At 56.6% G+C, this 19,754-nt stretch carries 17 protein-coding genes, 1 other RNA gene and 2 pseudogenes; 9 read left to right on the top strand and 11 right to left on the bottom strand.

Going from position 1 to position 19,754, the window contains the following annotated elements:
* Positions 1–7 precede the first annotated feature (7 nt).
* Positions 8–1,315: an MFS transporter gene (locus FHR87_RS12185; protein WP_183166998.1), complete on the bottom strand. Its 1,308-nt coding sequence runs from the start codon at positions 1,313–1,315 to the stop codon at positions 8–10.
* A 248-nt stretch (positions 1,316–1,563) separates the two neighbouring features.
* On the bottom strand, positions 1,564–2,337 hold the full coding sequence (locus FHR87_RS12180; protein WP_183166997.1) for a WecB/TagA/CpsF family glycosyltransferase: 774 nt from the start codon (positions 2,335–2,337) through the stop codon (positions 1,564–1,566).
* A 957-nt stretch (positions 2,338–3,294) separates the two neighbouring features.
* Here FHR87_RS12180 and FHR87_RS12175 point away from each other — a divergent pair.
* On the top strand, positions 3,295–3,636 hold the full coding sequence (locus FHR87_RS12175; RefSeq protein ID WP_183166996.1) for a hypothetical protein: 342 nt from the start codon (positions 3,295–3,297) through the stop codon (positions 3,634–3,636).
* A 77-nt stretch (positions 3,637–3,713) separates the two neighbouring features.
* On the opposite strand, the gene FHR87_RS12170 is transcribed toward FHR87_RS12175, so the two are convergent.
* Complete coding sequence (locus FHR87_RS12170) at positions 3,714–4,655, bottom strand: LysR family transcriptional regulator (protein WP_183166995.1); 942 nt, start codon at positions 4,653–4,655, stop codon at positions 3,714–3,716.
* Positions 4,656–4,897: 242 nt separating this feature from the next.
* Here FHR87_RS12170 and FHR87_RS12165 point away from each other — a divergent pair, with 242 nt between their 5' ends.
* The 5 genes from FHR87_RS12165 to FHR87_RS12145 all read left to right on the top strand — a co-directional run bounded on the left by FHR87_RS12165 (position 4,898) and on the right by FHR87_RS12145 (position 10,434).
* On the top strand, positions 4,898–6,403 hold the full coding sequence (locus FHR87_RS12165; protein WP_183166994.1) for an efflux transporter outer membrane subunit: 1,506 nt from the start codon (positions 4,898–4,900) through the stop codon (positions 6,401–6,403).
* Between the two features lie 14 nt (positions 6,404–6,417).
* Positions 6,418–8,604, top strand: a complete 2,187-nt coding sequence (locus FHR87_RS12160; protein WP_183166993.1) for an FUSC family protein — start codon at positions 6,418–6,420, stop codon at positions 8,602–8,604.
* Complete coding sequence (locus FHR87_RS12155) at positions 8,594–8,794, top strand: DUF1656 domain-containing protein (protein ID WP_183167041.1); 201 nt, start codon at positions 8,594–8,596, stop codon at positions 8,792–8,794. Before FHR87_RS12160 ends, FHR87_RS12155 begins: the two co-directional genes overlap by 11 nt.
* Positions 8,795–8,832: 38 nt before the next feature.
* Positions 8,833–9,729 carry an efflux RND transporter periplasmic adaptor subunit gene (locus FHR87_RS12150; RefSeq protein WP_183166992.1) on the top strand — a complete coding sequence of 299 codons (897 nt, stop codon included), beginning with the start codon at positions 8,833–8,835 and terminating at the stop codon, positions 9,727–9,729.
* A 141-nt stretch (positions 9,730–9,870) separates the two neighbouring features.
* Complete coding sequence (locus tag FHR87_RS12145) at positions 9,871–10,434, top strand: GNAT family N-acetyltransferase (RefSeq protein ID WP_183166991.1); 564 nt, start codon at positions 9,871–9,873, stop codon at positions 10,432–10,434.
* 227 nt (positions 10,435–10,661) lie between these two features.
* Here FHR87_RS12145 and FHR87_RS12140 read toward each other — a convergent pair whose 3' ends face one another.
* Both FHR87_RS12140 and fldA read right to left on the bottom strand, forming a co-directional pair.
* Positions 10,662–11,039: a DUF2023 family protein gene (locus tag FHR87_RS12140; protein WP_183166990.1), complete on the bottom strand. Its 378-nt coding sequence runs from the start codon at positions 11,037–11,039 to the stop codon at positions 10,662–10,664.
* Positions 11,018–11,500, bottom strand: coding sequence for a flavodoxin FldA (fldA, locus tag FHR87_RS12135; RefSeq protein WP_183166989.1), 483 nt, complete (start codon positions 11,498–11,500; stop codon positions 11,018–11,020). Before fldA ends, FHR87_RS12140 begins: the two co-directional genes overlap by 22 nt.
* Positions 11,501–12,036: 536 nt before the next feature.
* On the opposite strand from fldA, the gene FHR87_RS12130 reads away from it, so the two are divergent.
* Both FHR87_RS12130 and FHR87_RS12125 read left to right on the top strand, forming a co-directional pair.
* Positions 12,037–12,357 (top strand): hypothetical protein, encoded by a 321-nt coding sequence (locus FHR87_RS12130; protein WP_221189827.1) that lies wholly within the window; start codon positions 12,037–12,039, stop codon positions 12,355–12,357.
* Positions 12,358–12,476: 119 nt separating this feature from the next.
* Positions 12,477–12,803 carry a cupin domain-containing protein gene (locus FHR87_RS12125; RefSeq protein WP_183166988.1) on the top strand — a complete coding sequence of 109 codons (327 nt, stop codon included), beginning with the start codon at positions 12,477–12,479 and terminating at the stop codon, positions 12,801–12,803.
* Positions 12,804–12,922: 119 nt separating this feature from the next.
* Here the strand turns inward: FHR87_RS12125 and FHR87_RS19235 are convergent.
* Together FHR87_RS19235 and FHR87_RS12120 are read right to left on the bottom strand one after the other, a co-directional pair.
* Positions 12,923–13,167, bottom strand: a pseudogene (locus FHR87_RS19235) (hypothetical protein); the annotation flags it as partial.
* A 58-nt stretch (positions 13,168–13,225) separates the two neighbouring features.
* On the bottom strand, positions 13,226–14,092 hold the full coding sequence (locus FHR87_RS12120) for an alpha/beta fold hydrolase (protein ID WP_183166987.1): 867 nt from the start codon (positions 14,090–14,092) through the stop codon (positions 13,226–13,228).
* Between the two features lie 114 nt (positions 14,093–14,206).
* Here FHR87_RS12120 and FHR87_RS12115 point away from each other — a divergent pair, with 114 nt between their 5' ends.
* Positions 14,207–15,124: a LysR family transcriptional regulator gene (locus FHR87_RS12115; protein WP_183166986.1), complete on the top strand. Its 918-nt coding sequence runs from the start codon at positions 14,207–14,209 to the stop codon at positions 15,122–15,124.
* A gap of 260 nt (positions 15,125–15,384) precedes the next feature.
* Here FHR87_RS12115 and FHR87_RS19230 read toward each other — a convergent pair.
* From FHR87_RS19230 to FHR87_RS12095, 4 genes and pseudogenes are all read right to left on the bottom strand, one after another.
* Positions 15,385–15,617: pseudogene (locus FHR87_RS19230) on the bottom strand (hypothetical protein); the annotation flags it as partial.
* A gap of 254 nt (positions 15,618–15,871) precedes the next feature.
* Positions 15,872–16,250: a transfer-messenger RNA gene (gene ssrA / locus FHR87_RS12105) on the bottom strand.
* Positions 16,251–16,387: 137 nt separating this feature from the next.
* Entirely contained in the window at positions 16,388–16,693 is a 306-nt protein-coding gene (locus tag FHR87_RS12100; RefSeq protein ID WP_183166984.1) for a hypothetical protein, read from the bottom strand.
* Between the two features lie 182 nt (positions 16,694–16,875).
* Entirely contained in the window at positions 16,876–19,698 is a 2,823-nt protein-coding gene (locus FHR87_RS12095) for an FAD-binding and (Fe-S)-binding domain-containing protein (RefSeq protein ID WP_183166983.1), read from the bottom strand.
* Between the last annotated feature and the right edge of the window lie 56 nt (positions 19,699–19,754).

Below are 19,754 nucleotides of genomic sequence, written 5' to 3'. Positions count from 1 at the left end.
GAGCGGATCAGGCTCTTTTCGCCTCCGCCTGGGGTGGTTCGTTTGCTTCTTCGGCCGTTTCCTCTTCTGCATCCACTTCAGTGGATGCCTGCTCCGTTTCCTGTGCATCGGGCATCAGTTCGAGCACCGTATGGCTGGTTCGCAGCATAGGGGTGAAGTGGCCGTGTGGTTCATTGAGCAGATCGATGACGCGATGCGAACGATAAAGAGAGAACGCGGCCAGCAGGATGAATACCGTGGCGAAATACCAAGGCAGGCCTTGCGGACCTACCACGTGCATCGCTGCGCCGGCCGCGAGTGGGCCGATGGCCGATCCCAGGCCGTTGGTCAACAGAAGACCGCTGGAACCGGAAAGAATTTCATCGGGGAGCAACTGATCGACCATCTGCGCCACGGCAACGGAATAGATGGAAAATGCCAGGCCACCCCAGACGAACATCAGACCGAGCTGCAAACCGCTGGCCGACAGTGTGCCGATCAGTACGGCCAGGGCTGCGGCCAATACCACCACCCAGAGCATTACCAAGCGACGGTCGTGGGTATCGGAAAAACGTCCAATCGGCCACTGCAGCAGTGCGCCGCCCAGAATCGTCATGCTCATCATCAGGCCGACGCCGGAGGCGTCGTAGCCGATCTGGCTGGCATAGACTGGCGCCAGTCCCCAGAAACCACCAAGCACCAGTCCGGAAAGGCCGGACGCTGCTAGCGGCAGTGGGGCAATGCGGGCCAACTGCCTGATATCGGTCGAGGGCGCATCGGGTAGAGTCGGCTGGGCCTGGTGGGTCAGCGTGATAGGCATCAACCCGCTGCAGATGAGAATGCCAGCCAGCGCGAAGAGAGTGAACGACAGGGGATCGTCGAGGCGCAGAAGCTGCTGTGCAACGGCCAGCGATCCCAGGTTGACCAGCATGTAGATGGCGAATACCTGGCCCCGCTTGTCACTGCTGACCCGAGCGTTCAACCAGCTTTCGACCACCATGTAGAGGGTGACCAGCGCTACGCCGTAGAGTACGCGCAACAATAGCCATACCCAGGGATTCAGGATCAGCACGTGCAGAAGCGCGGCGATGGCACCCAGGGCTGCGCAGCAGGCGAAGGCGCGGATATGGCCTACCCGGCGGATCAGCGGTGGGGCCGTCCAGGTACCGAATAGGTAGCCGAGAAAATAGCCCGACATCATCAGGCCGATCAGTCCGGTGGAATAGCCTTCGGCGACTCCGCGCAGCGTCAGCAGTGTGTTGAGCAGTCCGTGGCCGAGCAGGAGTAAAGCGACTCCACCCAGCAAAGAAGCGATGGGGGCTAGTAAGGTCCTCATACTCTTTACCCTGCGGGATTTTTGTGCCAATAGCAAGTCAAAAACGTACTTTCCTGTCTTTTGTTTTTATATAAGTATTTGATATTTATTGGTTTATAATGGCGAGGATTTATTCGGGGCCTGCATGCTCGATCAATTGCCGGCAAAGCATTTGCCCAGGCATGATCGTCAGCGCTTGGCGACGCTGGTGGTGGCTTCCTTGCGCCACCGGCGGCCAATATTTTGCGCGCAGAATCCTTTGGCGGTTGTTAATAATCGGCTTGGAGCGGGTTATCCGAGGTTTCGTTCGTGTCGGGATTTTTTCGGTATTTGAAGCATCGTGCGAAGAACACCAGCATATCAACCGTATAGCGGCGCATCAGGCGGCGTGGTTCGTGGCATAGCCGAAATAGCCATTCCAGTCGTATTTTCTGAATGAACTGCGGTGCGCGTGGCTGGTTGCCCGCCCAGAAATCGAAGAGTGCTCCTACGCCAGTGACGATGCCAACGTCCAGCGAATCGCGATGGTTGAGAATCCACTCTTCCTGCAAGGGGTTACCCAGGGCTACCAGTAGTAATTCAGCCCCGGATTGGTTGATACGGGCAATCATCTGCGGATCGTCCAGCCCACTGTAGCCATCGCAATAGCCTACTATGGTCTGCCCCAGCCGCTGTTCGACATGCTCTGCGGCTTTCTCCACGACTTCCGGTTTTGCTCCGAGCATGAACACGCGCAGCGGCCGGGAAGATTCGCAGAACAGATAAGGGGTGAAGTCAGTGCCGTTCAGGTTGGCCTTGAATGCGCCTCCGTGCAGGCATTTCGCAACAATATCGAGCCCGACGCCATCGTTGACGATGAGCACGCTATCGTTGTACATCCGGTTCAAGAGCGATTTGCATTTGACGACGAAGTTGCTGTTAGCAAACAACAGAGAAATTTTTTCGTGCTGGTGTAGCGTGGTTAGTAAATGGATCGCCAGATCCTGGCGCGTGGTTTCGTGAACGGGAAAGCCGGCAATCGGCACAATCTTACCTAGGTTCAAATCGTACCCCCTTGTATTAGTTGTGTTACTAGGGATGGCAATTCGCTTTCACTACGCTAACTATTTGTCAATATTGATGGTTTTGAATACTCCCAAGACTTGAGGTAGGTTTGCTTCCGCCGCTTTTGCGCCGGATTCGGTTATCGCTGTACTTGTGGTCACAATCGAATCCCTGGCACCATTTATGGGCAGGAAGTGCCGCAGGGCTCAAGGAAAATCTTTTAGTACAACATATTTGGATGATGTCGAACACTATTGGATACAGGTCCGGTTATCCTGCGCGAGCAAGGCCGGCATACTGGAGCGATCCCGCACTACGATGATGCTTGCTGTATTTCTGCGTAGCTTTACCGGCTGGCTTTATTTCAGCGCAATCCAGGCTTTTAAGAAGATGTTCTTGTTTTCGGTATTGGCCATCGAAACATCGATGACATTCATAGCCACTGTATTGCAGGGTAGTCAGGCTATCCCAGAGATACAAACAGTTAAGGCTAATCTCCGCGGATAATAAAGCGCGTTACCAGCAAAATTTGCCAAGGCGACGAATGGCTGCAAAAAGCAGAAAGCAGGCAATGGGGGTTATCCCATGAATCGGCTCATATTCGGCAGAATTAAAACCATCACGGTAGCGAGCAGGATCCAGGTAGCTTGGTAAATCTGTTTTTTAGTGAACATGGTTTCAACCTTTTTTGTCTTGTTGTAGGCGTTGGATGGACGCAAACCAACCCTCTGAGAACCTGTTTGCCGAGCATCGGTGTTGCCTTGGGTAATCCAGTTGGCAGCGAATGCTTCAGATAGGCTTGTGGGTGGATATTTCGGTAACGCCGGAACTGTTTTTACTAGCTGTAAAGCAAATATCTTGCCGCTTTTTTATTTTCAGTTGTGCCTTTGCTTGAAGCTATTGTGAGGTTTTCTTGTCCACTATCAGGTGATAGTCAGGAAAGGGAAGTTTTACCCATGAAAGTCAATAGCTTTTTAGTGTGTGCGGCGGCGGCGACCCTGTTGTCAGGGCTGGCTATGGGGGGCGAAGCGGCGGATTCTCGCCACAATGATGGGGATAAACCGCCAGAGCTCATTCAGGAGCGGGATGATATCGACAAGAAAATGGATTCGATCGAGAGGCCGGGGGATTCTCCCGAGAAAATCCAGGATAAAAACGATACAGGTACGGGCTCGAAGGATGCAGGCGAGCACGGCTCCGATTCCCGACGTTCGTTACCTGCCCAGCATACCGATGATCCGGATACTACCTTGCATCCTATAACTCCCGACGTTCCCACTGCGCCTGTCGAGCGTTGATGCTGGACGAGTAGAGGACAAGGAAAAAATATTCGCGTCTTCCTTATCTGTCGTGGGACTGGATCAGAGGGGAGACTCTATGCTGGCTGGTTGCAGTCGATCAACGCTCGTTCGTCATTGGCCAGTTGCTGCGGCAGGTAGTCCCGAAGAAACTCGACCCAAGTCTTGATTTTCGCATCCAGATACTGTCGTGATGGGTAGAGCGCGTAGACGCCGAGTGGATAGAGCGTGTAGCTCGGAAAAACCCGAACCAGGCTGCCATCCCTAAGACTCTGATAGGCCGAATAGATCGGCAATGAACCTATGCCCATGCCGAGCTTGAGCGCTTCGGTCATTGCTTCGACGGTATTCGCTTGGAAATGCGTGTGGCTGATGCTGACTTCTTCTTGCCCGTCAGGGCCGTCGAGCACCCATTTGTCGAGGCTCATTGTCGAGTAGACCAGGCGCAGGCAACGATGCTTGTCCAGCTCGGCAGGGGTATCCGGCAAGCCGTATTTCGCGATGTAAGTCGGTGATGCGCACAGTACGCTGTAGACTTGGCCCAGATGCTTGGAGATGTAGCCCGAGTCCGGTAGCTGCCGGGCTGCCACGACGGAAATGTCATAGCCTTCTTCAATGATGTCGATGGTCCGGTTGGCCAGTGTCAGGTCAAAGCTGACATCGGGATATTTTTCATTATAGTCCGCCACAGCCTTGACCAGATAACGATGACCTATACCGGTCATGGAGTGGATCTTCAAATTGCCGGCAGGGCGTGCGTGGGCTTGGCCTGCTTCGGCTTCGGCTTCTTCGATATAGTTGAGAATCTGCTCGCAGCGTAACAGGTAGCGCTGGCCGGCTTCGGTCAATGCGATGCGGCGTGTAGTGCGGTGTAGCAGGCGCGTTCGCAAATGGTCCTCAAGACTGGATACGGCGCGGGATACATAGGATGTCGTCAGATCCAGGCGTAGCGCGGCGGCGGTGAAGCTACCGGTTTCCGCTACGCAGACGAAGGCACGCATGAGGAAAAAGGTGTCCATTTAAGCTTCTCTGGCGAAAACAAAGGACTAACAAGTTTGCATGAGGGGCTGTTAAAAGATTGTCAATTATAAACACTAAAACTTTGGTAACAGAATATTAACCATTAATCGTGCCACTGATTAAGTACTTATGGTACACAATAAATCGCCTAATTTTGCTCTTATCTCTTACCTTTACCCGCTTCTAGAATCGCCGCTAAAGCGCTTCATTTGCCTTGCTTCCCCAAATCAGGATTACGATTGTGGTTCACAATCTACGGTCAGGTTTCTACCTGTCCTCTTTGCTTGCCGTGGTCACAAGCCTCGCAGGCTGCATAGACAGCCGAGGTATTGTTCCACAGGCTAACCGCTTGAACGATACGGAATTGGTCACCGATAAAGCGATCCAGAACGCCGCAGAGGAGGCGGCCTGGCCTAGTCAGCAATGGTGGAAGGCCTATGGCGATCCCCAATTGGATGCCTGGATCGAACAAGCCATGGTCGATAGCCCCAGTCTGGCTCAGGCGCGGGCACGGGTTCGCCAGGCACAGGCCATGGCTGGTATTGCCGAGGCCATGGAAGAGCCGCAGATAAATTTAGATGTCCAACTTCAGCGCAAGCGTTGGCCAGACGACTTCTTCTATGGCCCTTCTACACTCAATCGCAATACCACCTGGAACAACCTGAGCAACCTCCAGTTCAGTTATGACCTGGATCTCTGGGGGCGCTTGCGCAACAACCAGGAGCGTGCACTGGATCTGGCCCGGATCGTGGCGACCGAAGAGCGCGCCGCAGAGCTGGAGCTGGCAAGTAATATCGTGCGCACTTATATCCAACTGGCTTTACATTACGAAGAGTTGGCAATCGTCGAGGCTTCGCTGAAGCAGCGTGAAGAGTTGCTGCATCTGGCCGAGCGGAATCTGCGAATGGGGCTTGGTACTCATTTGGAAGTCACTGAGGCTGAAGCGCCGATCCCGAACGTTCATCGGCAGCTCGATATTGTTCACGAGGATATTGCCCTGGCGTGTAACCAATTGGCAGCCCTGGCGGGGAAAGGGCCGGGGGAGGGCGCCCGGCTCAAGCGACCGAAGCTGTCGTTGCACGCGGAACCGGCGCTGCCTTCGAGCCTGCCACTGGAATTGCTGGGGCGCCGTCCGGACGTCGTGGCCAGTCGTTGGCAAGTAGCTGCCGAGGCTCGTGGTATTGAAGTAGCCAAGGCCGAGTTCTACCCGAATGTGAACTTGCTAGCCAGTGTGGGTTCGATGGCGGTGGAAGGCGGCATGCTGCATTTCCTTCAATACGCCAATCTCGTCACCACTTTCGGCTCGGCGATAAGCTTGCCGGTTTACGATGGAGGTCGCCGACGGGGCAATCTGAGCGCTACCACTGCCGGTTATGACATAGCCGTCGAGCAGTACAACCAGACTCTGGTCATGGCGCTCAAAAACATATCCGACTTGCTTATCCGTATGCACTCGTTGCATGAACAGGGTGAATTTATCAAGCATGGCCTGGAAACTGCGGAACGCCGCTATGAGTTGGCACAGAATGCCTATGAGCGTGGCCTGGTCGACTACCGCCGGGTACTGGAGGCACAAACCGAGTTATTCAAACAGCAACGCTTGCGCGAGCAGGTGCACGCTTCTCAGTTGAGCACCCAGGCCGGGCTTTGGGTGGCACTCGGCGGTGGCGTGCTCGACGCAGAGAACAACCCAGCCGATGAGAAGCTGAAAGCCCGGGATGTTACTCTGCGCAATTTCTTCGACTAGCCTTGAGTACAGCCATGGAAACCGCAACCGTTGCATCGCCTTCGGCTTTTCGGCGAGCCCTTATCGAATGGTGGCAGAGCGAAGGCGTACTGTGGGTTTTTGTTTTCAAAGCTCTGTTGAGTGTATTTGTTGCGCTCTGGCTGGCCTATCGGTTGGAGCTGCCGCAACCCTCGACGGTTATCGCTACCGTATTTATCGTCCTGCAGAGACAAAGTGGCGATGTGCTGGCGAAGAGTTTCTATCGGATCATCGGTACCATGGTGGGTTTGACGGTAACGGTGACGTTGATAGCCTTGTTCAATCAGGAGCGGGTGCTGTTTCTGCTCTTTTTGTCCGTCTGGCTTGGCTTCTGTGTGGCGGGTAGCGCCCGTTTCCGGGATTTTCGCGGATATGCCTGTGTATTGGCCGGCTATACGGCGGTCATGATCGGCGTTCCAGCCACCTTGCAGCCAGATAATGCCTTCATGAATGCATTGTGGCGGGTGATCGAAATCGTTGTCGGCATTCTTTGCGCCGGTTTGGTCAGTGGTTTGATTCTGCCATTGACCAGCAGCAGCAATATGCGCGCCACACAGTACAATCGATTCCGTGATTTTATTGGATTTGCCATGGACGGCCTGAACGGAAAGCTGGATCTGACCCAGGTGGAGCAGATCAACGCGCGTTTCGCCGCCCTGGCCGTAGGACTGGAGAACCTGCGCAGCGCCAGCGCCTTCGAAGATCCACGGATTCGCCTGCGCCAAGGACGTCTGGCGCGTCTGAACAATGAGTTCATGGTGTTATCAACGCGTTTTCATGCGTTGCACCGACTACTTCAGCGCCTGCAGGACGATAACGAAGAAGATGTGCTGGAAGCCTTGCAGCCCTGTCTGGACGAGGCGGTTCTGATTTTGGAGCCGCTGCGTGGGCATCTGCTCGTCGATGCCGAAGCTGCACAGCAGGCCGAGCGGCTGGATTCAAGCAAGCAGGAGCTCATGCAACGCATTCGTCTGGCGCGCCAGCAACTGGCGATAAAGCTTCCCGATGAAGCGCAATCGCTGGATTTTGATACAGCCGCCGAGTTGCTATTTCGGTTCGCCGATGACCTGCATGGCTATCTGCTGACCCAGGCCTCGCTGATCTCTACCCATCACGAGCGTGAACAGTGGAAAGATAACTTCACCCCGCGTTCCAATGGTCTGGCCGCCGTCATTTCCGGCATGCGTTGTGCCTTGCTGGTATTGTTGATCAGCAGCTTCTGGATTGCTACAGCCTGGTCCAGCGGCAGTACTGCCGTACTGACCGTAGGGTTGGTGTCGGGGCTGATTTCCATGACCAGCCGGCCTGGACCCTTTGCCACGCAAATATTGATAGGTGCCTTTGGCAGCGGAGCCGTGGGGTTTTTTCTGTATTTCTGGGTTTACCCTGTGATAGACGGCTTTGCCATACTGTTTTGCGTCTTGGGACCGGTGCTGGCGTTCGGTGCCTTTTTGCTGGTACGGCCGGTGACGGCGGGCTATGGGGTAGGCTGGCTGGTGTGGTTTTGTATTCTCTCGTTGCCGGTGGATCTGACACAGTATGACCCCTCACATTTTCTCAACGAATGGATCGCTTCCTTGATTGCCATTGGCGCTGCCGCCGTGGCTGCGAGTTTCATCCTGCCGCCCAACCGTCCCTGGTTGTGGCGTGGCCTGGAGCAGGATCTGCGCATGCGTCTGGTCTTTGCCGTCACAGCCAAGCTCAAGGGGCTGGTCGCAGGTTTCGAGAGCAGCACACGCGATCTGCTCAATCAGGCTTATATACAGGCAGCCGGGCATCCTGATATGCAGCGCCACCTGATGCATTGGATGTTCGCTGTGCTGGAAGTCGGCCATGCAGTGATCGAGTTGCGGCAAGAGCAGGCAGCTCTGCCGCGCGAGCCTTGGTATGCCAAGAGTATGGAATGGCGTGCCTGTGTCCGGATCATGGAACAGGCACTGGTGGACCTGTTCATGCAGGTCGATGAAGATAACCGCCAGCGCGCCCTGATTGCAGTGGAGCAAGCTATCGAGGCGGTGCGCAACACCCCCGAGCCACGTCCGCCGCAGTTCGATACTTCGCCGTTACGTCGTGTGCTCAGTCATTTGCACTTTATCCGCACGTCGTTGCTTGATCCGCATTCGCCCTTGGCGAAAACATCATCTGTTGTAATCGAGAGTGCTTCCCTTGCCACTGCCACGTGAAATCGATTTGCTTGGTATCTACATGCCAACCGTGACTCTGCTCTTCCTGGTGACCTTGGCCATCGGTTGGGGCATCGATCGAGTGATCGCCTGGTTTGGTTTGTATACCTATGCTTGGCATCCCATTTTATTGCGGGTCAGCCTGTTCACCTGCTTCTATGGCGTTGTTGCATTGTATTTCTACCAGTAAGGCTCGAAATACCTTTGCCGGATCAATAGAGACTGGATATGTCTTGGAAAAAAGTTATCAGCGTCCTGTTCACGCTGCTGGTTTTCAGTGCCGCAGCGATTATCGTACGCATGCTGTGGGTGCATTATATGGACTCGCCCTGGACGCGTGACGGTCGTGTGCGAGCCGATGTGGTCAATATCGCCCCGGATGTTTCCGGCCTGGTCGTCGAGATGCTGGTACGCGACAACCAGCAAGTGAAGAAAGGCGATTTGCTGATGCGAGTGGATCCTGACCACTATCACCTGGCAGTCAAGCAGGCGGAGGCCGAGGTCGCCCAGCAGAAATCCGTGATGGTCATGCGTGAAGATGACGCAAGGCGACGCCTGGATATGGATGAACTGGTCGTTTCACGCGAGGCCCGCGAGAACTCCAGGCACGCAGTTGCCGAAGCGCAGGCCGCTTACCGGATGGCACTGGCCAAGCTGGATGCGACCCGGCTGAATCTTGCGCGCACCGAGGTACGGGCTCCGGTCGATGGCTATATCACCAACCTGGAAACCTTCGAAGGCGATTTTGCCGAGCGGGGCAAGGCCGTCATGGCTCTGGTCGACAGCCATTCCTACTATGTTTACGGCTATTTCGAGGAAACTCGTCTACCGCTGATCAGCATCGGTGACAAAGCTGATTTGCGCCTGATGAGTGGTGAACGTTTGACCGGGACAGTAGATAGTATTGCCCGCGGCATCTACGACCGTAGCAACCCGCAGAGCCGTGACTTGATCGCGGACGTCAACCCGACCTTCAACTGGGTGCGCCTGGCTCAAAGGATACCGGTACGCATTCATCTCGATGATGTTCCGGAAAACGTCATGCTGTCGGCCGGGCTTACCTGCACTATCACCATCAAGTCCAGCGTTGATCCTGCTACTGCACCCAAGCCGGATCGCTGGTAAGGCCGGGTCGGCTAGGCCTGCTTGCCAGCGACGGTTCTGTGGGCCAGTATCACGCCGACCACGATCAGTACACAGCCGAGCTGGCCGATACACCTTGTATCTCTAGCTGCCGAGTGCTGGGTATTGCACGGAAAAACATTGATGAACGATCAAGAAAATCCAGTTGCCAGTCACTGTATCGATGTGCGGGATGCGTTGGATACGGATATGGCAAAAATCCAGGAAATCTATGCCCACCATGTACTGCATGGTCTGGCAACCTTCGAGGAAGTTCCGCCATCTTGCGCAGAAATGTCGGCGCGGCGCATGGAGGTGCTGGCGCTCGGCCTGCCTTATTTGGTCGCCGAACGTGATGGCCGCGTGGTCGGTTATTGCTATGCCACACTTTACCGTACCCGGTCGGCTTATCGATATTCGATCGAGGATTCCATTTATATTGAACAGGGATTCGATGGTCAGGGAATCGGCACGGCCTTACTCGGTACCTTGATCGACCGTTGCGGGACCGGACCTTGGCGGCAAATGCTGGCAGTGATCGGCGATAGCGGTAACATGGGTTCGATCGCACTCCATCGTCGCTTGGGGTTCGTAGCGGTTGGGTCCTTCAAGTCCGTTGGTTTCAAGCTTGGCCGATGGGTTGACACCGTTCTGATGCAGCGCTCCCTGGAAGCGGGAGAGCATACTCTGTTCGAAGCTGTAGATTGATCAAGGCCAGGCTTGTACGCGACATGGGTATTGGCCCGTATGATTGTGCTGGTGGCCGTTACTCCTTTTTCCAGCAGAGTTGTAGAGATATGGCCAAATACCGGTCTGGTAGGCGAGGCGGTGGGGACTTTAGTGCAGGCTTTTCAGGGTTCGAGGCCGGCGAATGAATCCGATGCCGCGCCGCCGGCTGATGCCGGCAGCGGGTGAGGAGAGTCTGGGTTGTTTGATCATTCGCAATGCGGTCGACTGGTAGCTTGATTCAGGCTCCGTTTGCCCGCTCTGGTGAGATACCGCAAACACTGCTGCTCGCGGTCATAACCCAGCAAGGTGCCGATCATGAAATCCTGCTCGGGCGTCAGCTCGTACAGGGGCTTGGTCACGATGGCACGCACTGTCTTGACGCAAGGTCCGCGGCCGAAGAACACATTGACCTTCGTTATACTGACTTCTTGCACATAACAATCGATGAACTGTTTTTCCAGCCTCTTCTGGAGCGCCATCGCTTCATGCGGAGTCATGGTCAGCAGGAAAAGCTGACGTACCCCCTTTTGGTACTCGGAGACGTATTGACCAAAGCACACGCTTACGTGAGCTGAGCGAGCCATGCCGCAATCCGCGCATTGGTTTCGGAGGACTGGTTGTCATCGTCCAGGGCAAGCCCGACGAAACGGCCATCGCGCACAGCTGTCGATCCGGTGAAGTCGTAACCTTCGGTATCGGTGAACCCCACCACGTTGGCGCCTTTTTCTATCACGACGTCGTACAGAGTACCAATCGCATCGACGAAAGAGCCGGGATAGTTCTCCTGATCGCCAGTGCCGAACAGAGCCACTGTCTTGCCGCTCAGGTCAGCGTTTTCTAGCACTTCGAGATTTTCATCCCAATCTGTTTGTAGATCGCCGTCACCATAGGTGGGGCAACCCAGGATCAACAGTGAGCAGTCCTCGAAATCGGAGGATTGAGCCTTCTTGATATCCAGGGTGCGACCATTGATTTTGCTGGCGATTCGCGATGCGATTTTCTTGGTACATCCGCCGTCAGATCCATAAACAATAGTTACGCTCATATTTCAACTCACTCCAGATTAGGTTGGGATTCTGCGGCGAGCCCGGAATGGCTATCACTGGGCTCGCAGCGTCTGGATACGATAGTGATAATGAGAAGTGATTTCAATTTATAGCGGAAAATTTCTCATCGGCGGCTCGAAAAGACTATTTCTTTCTTCGTGAGCTTGGCTGCCTGCCTGGTTAGTGCAACAACTCTTTATCATTGGTTGAGAGCGACAATTTGGCGCACTTGTATTGGTTTAGTCTGCTTTGGCGTGTTTGGCAAGTGAAGTAACGACTGTCTTGGTCCTCTGATGCTGCTGACTGCATCGAGGTATTGGTAATTTCTTGCTTTCTGTTTTTATACACAGTGTTTTCGGGGACACCAACCATGGCCTATGAGTTAGGCCGCGTTTTGGGGATGTCTATCAAGTTATGTATCGCCTCGATCACCAAGCACTACACTACGACCATCGGAACAAACCTTTACCTCGTTCAAGACCGCAGCCAAAAGTTGTAATCTGCCGGACGCATAAAAACGAATGGGAGGATCTGTATGCGGCCGCACATCAGATCATTGCAGAACCGAATTTCCGAATCAGCGCGCAAGATCGACACCAATCGCGAACAGGTCGCCAGCCATATCGAAACCGTATCCATGGCCACAGGCGTCGCTTCCGGAATCGCGACAGTAGCAGCGACGCTCGCGGCACCCACGGGGCTCGCCGCCATTGGAGTCTGGCTTGGCATCGCCGATACGCCGCTTGTGGTTCAGGCAGCGCCCGCTCTGGCGATAACCGCGACCATCGCCGGTATTGTTTCCGGAATCGCCTACTTCTACTGCCGCTGGCGTCGCCGCCAGCAGCCCCAATCCTGAGTGTTCGATCCCTCATTGTCATTGCGTGAGAGCGGTCGATCTCAGCTACTGGGCGGTGTGCTGGCAATCACTGCGCGATTTTTCACCCTGTCTATTGGAACAGCACAAGGCCCGAACCCATGCCCACCGGAAATCTCTTCGCCAATGCCGCTCCGCCACAAAACGGCGAATGTTTCGAAACGCTCTTGAGCCATAAAAACCTCGTGGTCGAACGCATTCTCAGTTCATCGGCTATCACGCCCTGCGAATACATTCAGGCGCAGGATGAATGGGTAGCCCTGCTTCAGGGCGAGGCGGTTTTGCGGGTGGCAGGTGAGTCGGTTGCCCTCAAATCCGGCGATTATCTGTTTCTACCGGCCGGCACCCCACACACCGTTGAGCGTGTGTCCGAGGGAGCCATCTGGCTAGCCGTACATTTGCATCCCGAACAGATAACGCCAGCATGACGTACAAGGGCTATACAGCTCGCATTGAGTTTGATGAACGTGGCGATATTTTTGTCGGGCGTGTGCTTGATCTACGCGACATCATCAGCTTTCACGCTGATTCAGTAGTCCGCCAGATCATCAATCTGGTCGATTTCAGCACGCGGTGTCATGATCGAGCGAATCGGAGGCTCCGCCAGTTGTAGAACACCGCTGATCATGACCGCTTCCGTCGTTTGAAGACCACATGGGTATGGCTGTCTTCCAGCATCTCAGCGCTATCCTCGCCGACCTCATCAGTGCCTAACGTTCGACCACTCAACGGACGCATGACAGCATGGGCCGCACGCTCACGTATCGGGCGATGTCCTTGCAAGGTTGTTTTATTTCACGCTGACTCCAGCACCGAAGTGCGCTGGTCTTCAGCGTTTTGCGCAAGATATTCAATACGGCCGAGGTGTAGGGCTAAGGAAGGTGGCGATCGCCTCGGCAATTTCCGAGGCATGGGTTTCGAGTGCGAAGTGACCGGTGTCGAGAAAACGGATCTTGGCATTGGGAATGTCGCGCTTGTAGGCCTCGGCTCCCGGAGGCAGGAAGAACGGATCGTGCTTGCCCCAGATCGCCAGCAGCTTCGGCTGGTGTTCGCGGAAATACGTTTGGAACGCTGGGTAGAGCGCGACGTTGCTCGCATAGTCGAGGAACAGGTCGAGTTGCACTTCGTCCGCACCTGGCCGGGTCATGTACCACGCATCAAGTGTGCTGCCGTCGGGCGAAATGATCGCTTGGTCGGGCGTGCCATGCGTGTACTGCCAGCGAATGGACTCCGGCGTCAGGAAGTCGCGCAGCGCTTGCCGATTGGAGTTGCTGGGATCGAGCCAGTAGCGCTGGATTGGGTTCCAGCCCTCGCTAAGACCTTCTTCGTAGGCGTTGCCGTTTTGCGAGACGATGCCGGTGATTCGCTCCGGGTGAGCCAATGCCAGGCGGAAACCGGTTGGCGCGCCGTAGTCGAAGACATAGATCGCGAATCGGTCCAAACCGATCACTTCGGTGAAACGACCGGTCACGCGCGCCAGATTGTCGAAGCTATACGTGAACTGGTCGCGTGGTGGCAACGCGGAACGGCCAAAGCCAGGCAGATCTGGCGCGACGAGGTGAAAGCGGTCGGCCAGCAGCGGGATCAGGTCGCGGAACATGTGGCTGGACGAGGGAAAGCCGTGCAGCAACAGCAGGGTCGGATTCGAGCGACTACCGGCCTCCCGGTAGAAGATGTCGAAGCCATCGACGTTGGCGTTGCGATATGCGGTATTCATGAGCGTGCTCCTTCGATACGGGTTGAACCGTCGATTCTTAAGTGCATCATGCCTTTGCTTGTTTTTTTATTTAATCCATTAGAATCGAGTTTCACTTGCTCGGAAATCGGTTAAATGGACCGTCTCGAAGCTATGGCCATGCTGCTTACAGCCGTCGAGAAAGGCAGTCTGTCGGCGGCTGCGCGGGAGATGCGGGTGCCTGTGCCGACGCTTACTCGCAAGATCAACGATCTCGAAGCGCGACTGGGCACGGCATTGTTGACGCGCACCACCCGCAAGCTCGCGCTGACCGACGCGGGCTTTGCCTACATTGCCGCTGCGCGGCGCATTTTGGCGATGGTGGACGAGCAGGAGCGCGAGGCAAGCGGTGAGTTCACCGCTCCGCGAGGCGAATTGGTGATTACGGCGCCGGTGCTGTTTGGTCGTCTACACGTTCTGCCTGAAATCACGGACTTTCTCGCGCTATTCCCGGAGGTCAACGTTACCCTCATGCAAGCGGACAGCAATGTCGATCTGGTGGACGAACACGTCGATCTGGCGGTGCGCATCGGGAATCTGCCGGACAGTGGCCTGGTCGCGACGCAAGTGGGCACGATGCGAACCGTCGTTTGCGGCAGCCCGGCGTTTCTTGCTGGACAGGGCGTGCCACAGACCCCAGCGGATTTGGCGCGTATGCCATGCGTAACGGTCAACGGACCAATGTTGTCGCCAGGATGGCGCTTTCGTGAACCACAATCGGGCGAGGCAGTCGTCGCAATGGTCACGTCCCGCCTACGGGTCACGACGACAGAAGCTGCGGCAGAGGCCGCAATGCGGGACATCGGCCTGACGCGCTTGCTGCATTACCAAGTGGCCGGTCCGATCGAGGCGGGCAAGCTGCGGGTGGTTCTTGATGCGTTTGAAGTCGAGCCCGTGCCCATCCATCTAATGCACATCTCGCGGAGCCAAATGCCGCTCAAGCTGCGCCGCTTCCTGGATTTCGCTGTGCCGCGGTTGCGGCAATCGCTGGCGAGGTTCGGCGAGCGGACGTAGTCATGCCAGCGACGCCATGGCAATGCCTTCTGAACCGCCAAATGAATGGCATGAAACGGTGTTCTCTCCCATCAACAGCTTTGCTTCCAATTTCCCACAATCCTGACCTGCTGCACCGGCTACCACCATGAACGGTATGAGATGATCAGCGCGAGGATGGCATGCGCGCGCACTTGGCGCGTTAAGCAACCTCGATCCGGGCTAACTCGTTGCCCTGTATAGACTTCTGATTCGCCCCACTTTTAGCCGAACGCTCGACACAGGCCATTTTTACGGCGCGAGCGGGCAATCTGGTTGAACAACTCGATCAGAATAGAGACGTTGCTCGCTGCATACAGATAGCCTTTCGGGATATGGAAATTCGAGCCTGATGTTCAACCATACCCACGGCGGTGCTTACGATATCCAACGAGAAGATTGCATCCAGCACCATAATCTGCGCCAAGATAGGCCAGAACAGCGTGTAGGTCACATTGCCTGTATGTTCGGTTACGATCTAGGCCGCAAATTTTTACTTGTGCTGGCAGTTCTGCTCAGTTGGAGCGCTACACACCGGCGGCAATGGAGGATAAAAATGAAATTCCATTGCAGCTCATGTAACGATTGGCATGCGTCATTTATCGCGCAAAACTACGACAAATTTCACGCGCCGCTACAGAGGCTCGACACTTCTTCGACACTTGCTGGCCTGGAAAGCAAAAGCCCCTGAAATTATTTAGGAAATTCAAGGGCTTTTGTGTGTTCAAGTGGTGGAGCCGGGGGGATTTGAACCCCCGTCCGCCAGCTCTCCGCTATCGGTTCTACATGCGTAGCCATCTCTATTACGTTAACTCCGCGCCGCCCGAGTGGCAGGGTGCTTGGAGCGAGCTGTATGAGTTTTAGCCGTTACGTCTACAGCGAACTTGGCGGCGATCCTGTTCTATCTGACGATCACTTTGGGTTTACAGGCATCCCCTCGTGATCGCTGGCGCCGAAGCGACCAGATGAAGGTTAGGCGGCTAGCGCGTACCCTTCGTAGTTGTCATCGTTGGCAACTGTAGGTTTGCAGCAGTGGATTTACGAGTTCCGCTACCAACTCGGCATGCCCCTCAAGTTTTGTAACCGGCGTCGAATCCTAATCGGCCCCTCAACCTTGCGGCTGAATTAGCGACAGTCTACGCCAAAGGTGATGTGACGTCGATTGTCTATGTCTTATATCTAGGGATGTTTTAGCGGTATTCAATAGCATGACAACGTCACTGGATGAACGGTTTGCGGTGATGCTCAATTCCCTGAGCCGGAGCCACTGCTTCCGCCTGCACCAGAGCCGCCGGGGCCTTTGAGCAAGTGTAGGGCTTTGGTGGAGCTGGCTATGCAGCCTTTGATATCTCCGGCTTTTTGTGCGGAGAGGGCCTGTTGGTGCTGTTCTTCGATCTTGGTTTTGAGCGGTTCGCCCAGGGTGGCTTTGGCCATGGTCAGGTTCTGGTCGATTTCCTGCAGGTTTATCTCGCAGAGGTTCTTGCTCTTGGCCTGTGCGGCTTGACTGCCGATAAGCAGTGCGGCAACGGCAATCAGTGCAACTGTTTTCATGACTGACTCTCCCGATCATGGATTTCCCGGTGCTTCTGCCTGAATGGGGCATACAGGTACGGCCTTCTCACCGAGCGCTTGAAGAGTTCCTTTGGTTAGGCGGCTCATGGTTGGTGACTGTGCTCGGGCAAGAGCGTTCATGTATTCGGACGAGCGTCCTTGCTCGTGTGATTTCCGTATTTTCAGGATGACATCTGCGGTTTTGCCTGACTGACCCGATCAACCAGGTAAACCAGCCCGTGGTAGTCGATTCCAGCTTCCCGGCTGAGGCCGATTTCGCAAGTGCGGCTGGTGGAAATGCCTTCCCGGCAGCCTTGTACCGAGGTCTTGAGGGTGCGCAGGGAGTGGGCGTTCAGTTCCGGGGTGATGAAGCCTTTGTCGCCGGCGAAGCCACAGCAGTAGATGCCCTCCGGGATCACCACGTGCTGCGTGGTGCAGCGCTTGATAATGTCGACCAATCCTTGGGCTTCGCCCAAGTGCTGGGTGCTGCACGTGGCATGTATGGCGATAGGGGTGTCCTGCGGGGTGATTTCCAGGCGATCCAGCAGGTGGGTGCGGATGAAGCGTACCGGGTCGTGGATGTCGAGGCGCGGGTCGTTTAGATCCTTCACCAGGCGCAGGGTGCAAGGGCTGGTGTCGCAGTAGATTGGGTCGAGCCCGCCGCGGCTGGCTTTCAACAAGGCGTCGAGCGTTTCCTGGAGTTTGCGCTCCGCCTGTTGTGCATAGCCTTTGGAGGCGAAGGGCTGGCCGCAGCAGAGGTTGTTCAGGTTGTCCGGGAAAACCACTTGGTAGCCGGCCTTTTCCAGCAGGGCGCGGGTCTTGTCGATCAGCGGCTGCTGTTCCGGGTCGCTGGCGGCCGGGCCCATGGCACGGGAGACGCAGGCGGCGAGGTAGACCACGCGCGGGCGTGCATCGTCGAGCGGCACGGGTAGCTCTAGACGATGGACCGGCTGCGGCATGGCGGGTGTCCATTGGGGGATTCGGCCCTGGCTGGCTTTGCTGAGCGCGGCGGAGACTCGGGCGAGTAGTCGGCTGCCCAGCAGCAGGCGAGCAGCGTTGGCCGCTTTCAGCATGAGGCGTGTGCCCTGCAAGGCTGTGGCGAAGTGCCCGGCCAGCCAGTTGGCGGTGCGCGTGCGTGTGGCGTCGGTGCCGCGCAGTTTGCGCACCAGATCGCCGGTGTTGATGCCTACCGGGCAGCGCTGGGAGCAGAGGCCGGTGGCGGCACAGGTGTCCACGCCACGGTAGGCGTAGTCGGCTTTGAGTTGACTGGCGTCGACTCCGGCGCGGTTCTTGGCCTGGATGTCGCGCCACATGACGATGCGCTGGCGCGGGGTCAGGGTCAGGCCGTTGGAGGGGCAGACCGGCTCGCAGAAGCCGCACTCGATGCAGCGGTCGACGATCGCGTCGGCGGCTGGCAGTGGTTTGAGGTGCTTGAGGTGGATCTGCGGGTCTTCCGACAATTGCACATCGGGGTTGAGGATGCCGTTCGGGTCGAGCAGGCGCTTGAGTTGCCACATCAATTGGTAGGCGTCGTGGCCCCATTCCAGTTCGACGAAGGGGGCCATGTTGCGTCCGGTACCGTGCTCGGCTTTCAGCGAGCCGCCGAATTCCACCGCCACCAGTTGTGCCACGTCCTGCATGAAGGCTTCGTAGCGCTGCACCTGCTCGGGCGAATCGAAGCCCTGGGTGAAGACGAAGTGCAGGTTGCCCTCCAGGGCGTGGCCGAAGATGATCGCCTCGTCGTAGCGGTGCTTTTCCAGCAGTTGAATCAGCCGGTTGACGCCTTCGGCCAACTGTTCGACCGGGAAGGTGACGTCTTCGATGATGACGGTGGTGCCGACCTGCCGGACGGCACCCACGGCCGGGAAGGTGTCCTTGCGGATGCGCCAGAGCTGGTTATAGACCAGTGGGTCTTCGCTGAAGTCGACCTGCTTCTCCACCGGAAAATCGGCGATGGAAGCCATGATGTGCGCCAGTTGCTCGTGCAGCAGGCTTTGCGTGGCGGCGCGGGACTCGATGAGCAGGGCGCAGGCGCCGGCGGACAGGGCTTTCACCCACTCCGGCATGCCCTTCATGTTTTCCACCGAGCGCAGGCTGCGGCGGTCGAGCAGTTCGACGGCGGAAACCGGCTGCTGCTTGAGTACCGGTACGGCGCGGCAGCAGGTTTCCACGTCGGGGAAGACGATCAGTGCGGTGGCCTTGTGCGGATGCTCCGGCACGGTGTTGTAGGTAACCGCGCTGATGAAACCGAGGATGCCTTCGGAACCGACCATCAGGTGGGTGAGGATATCCAGGGGCTCGTCGTAGTCCACCAGGGCATTGAGGGACAGGCCGGTGGTGTTCTTCAGGCGGTATTTGTGGCGAATGCGCGCGGCCAGCTCAGTGTTGGCGCGGGTTTGCCGGCCCAGTTCGGCCAGTTGCTCCAGCAGTTTGCCGTGGCTGGCGCGGAAGGCTTCGACGCTGGCCGGACTTTCGCTGTCCAGGATGCTGCCGTCGGCCAGTATCACACGCATGCCAGCCAGGGTGTTATAGCTGTTCTGCGCAGTGCCGCAACACATGCCGCTGGAGTTGTTGGCAACGATGCCGCCGATCTTGGCGGCGTTGATCGAGGCCGGATCGGGGCCGATCTTGCGCCCCAGCGGGGCCAGCCAGGCGTTGGCCTGGGCGCCGATGACGCCGGGTTGCAGGCGGATCTGTTCACCGTCGTTGCGAATGTCACGGCCGTTCCAGTGCTCGCCGAGAACGATCAGTACCGAGTCGGTGATCGATTGGCCGGAGAGGCTGGTGCCGGAGGCGCGGAAGGTGACGGGGACGCGGTCGGCCTGGGCCAGCTTGAGCAGTTGTACGACTTCTTCTTCGGATTCGACGCGCACCACCAGTTGGGGAATCAGCCGGTAGAAACTGGCGTCGGTGCCGAAGGCGAGGGTGGACAGCGGATCGTCGAAGCGGCGGGCGCTGGGGATCAGGCGCTGTACTTCATGGAGGAATGCGGCGGGCAGGGTCATGCGTACTCCAGTAATCACGGTCGTTGGGCGCAGGGCAATCGCATGGAGAGAAAATC

Source organism: Azomonas macrocytogenes (assembly GCF_014191985.1).
Classification (GTDB): domain Bacteria; phylum Pseudomonadota; class Gammaproteobacteria; order Pseudomonadales; family Pseudomonadaceae; genus Azomonas; species Azomonas macrocytogenes.
The sequence above is the reverse complement of the archived record's forward strand: the minus strand, read 5'-3'. Positions and strand labels throughout refer to the sequence as shown.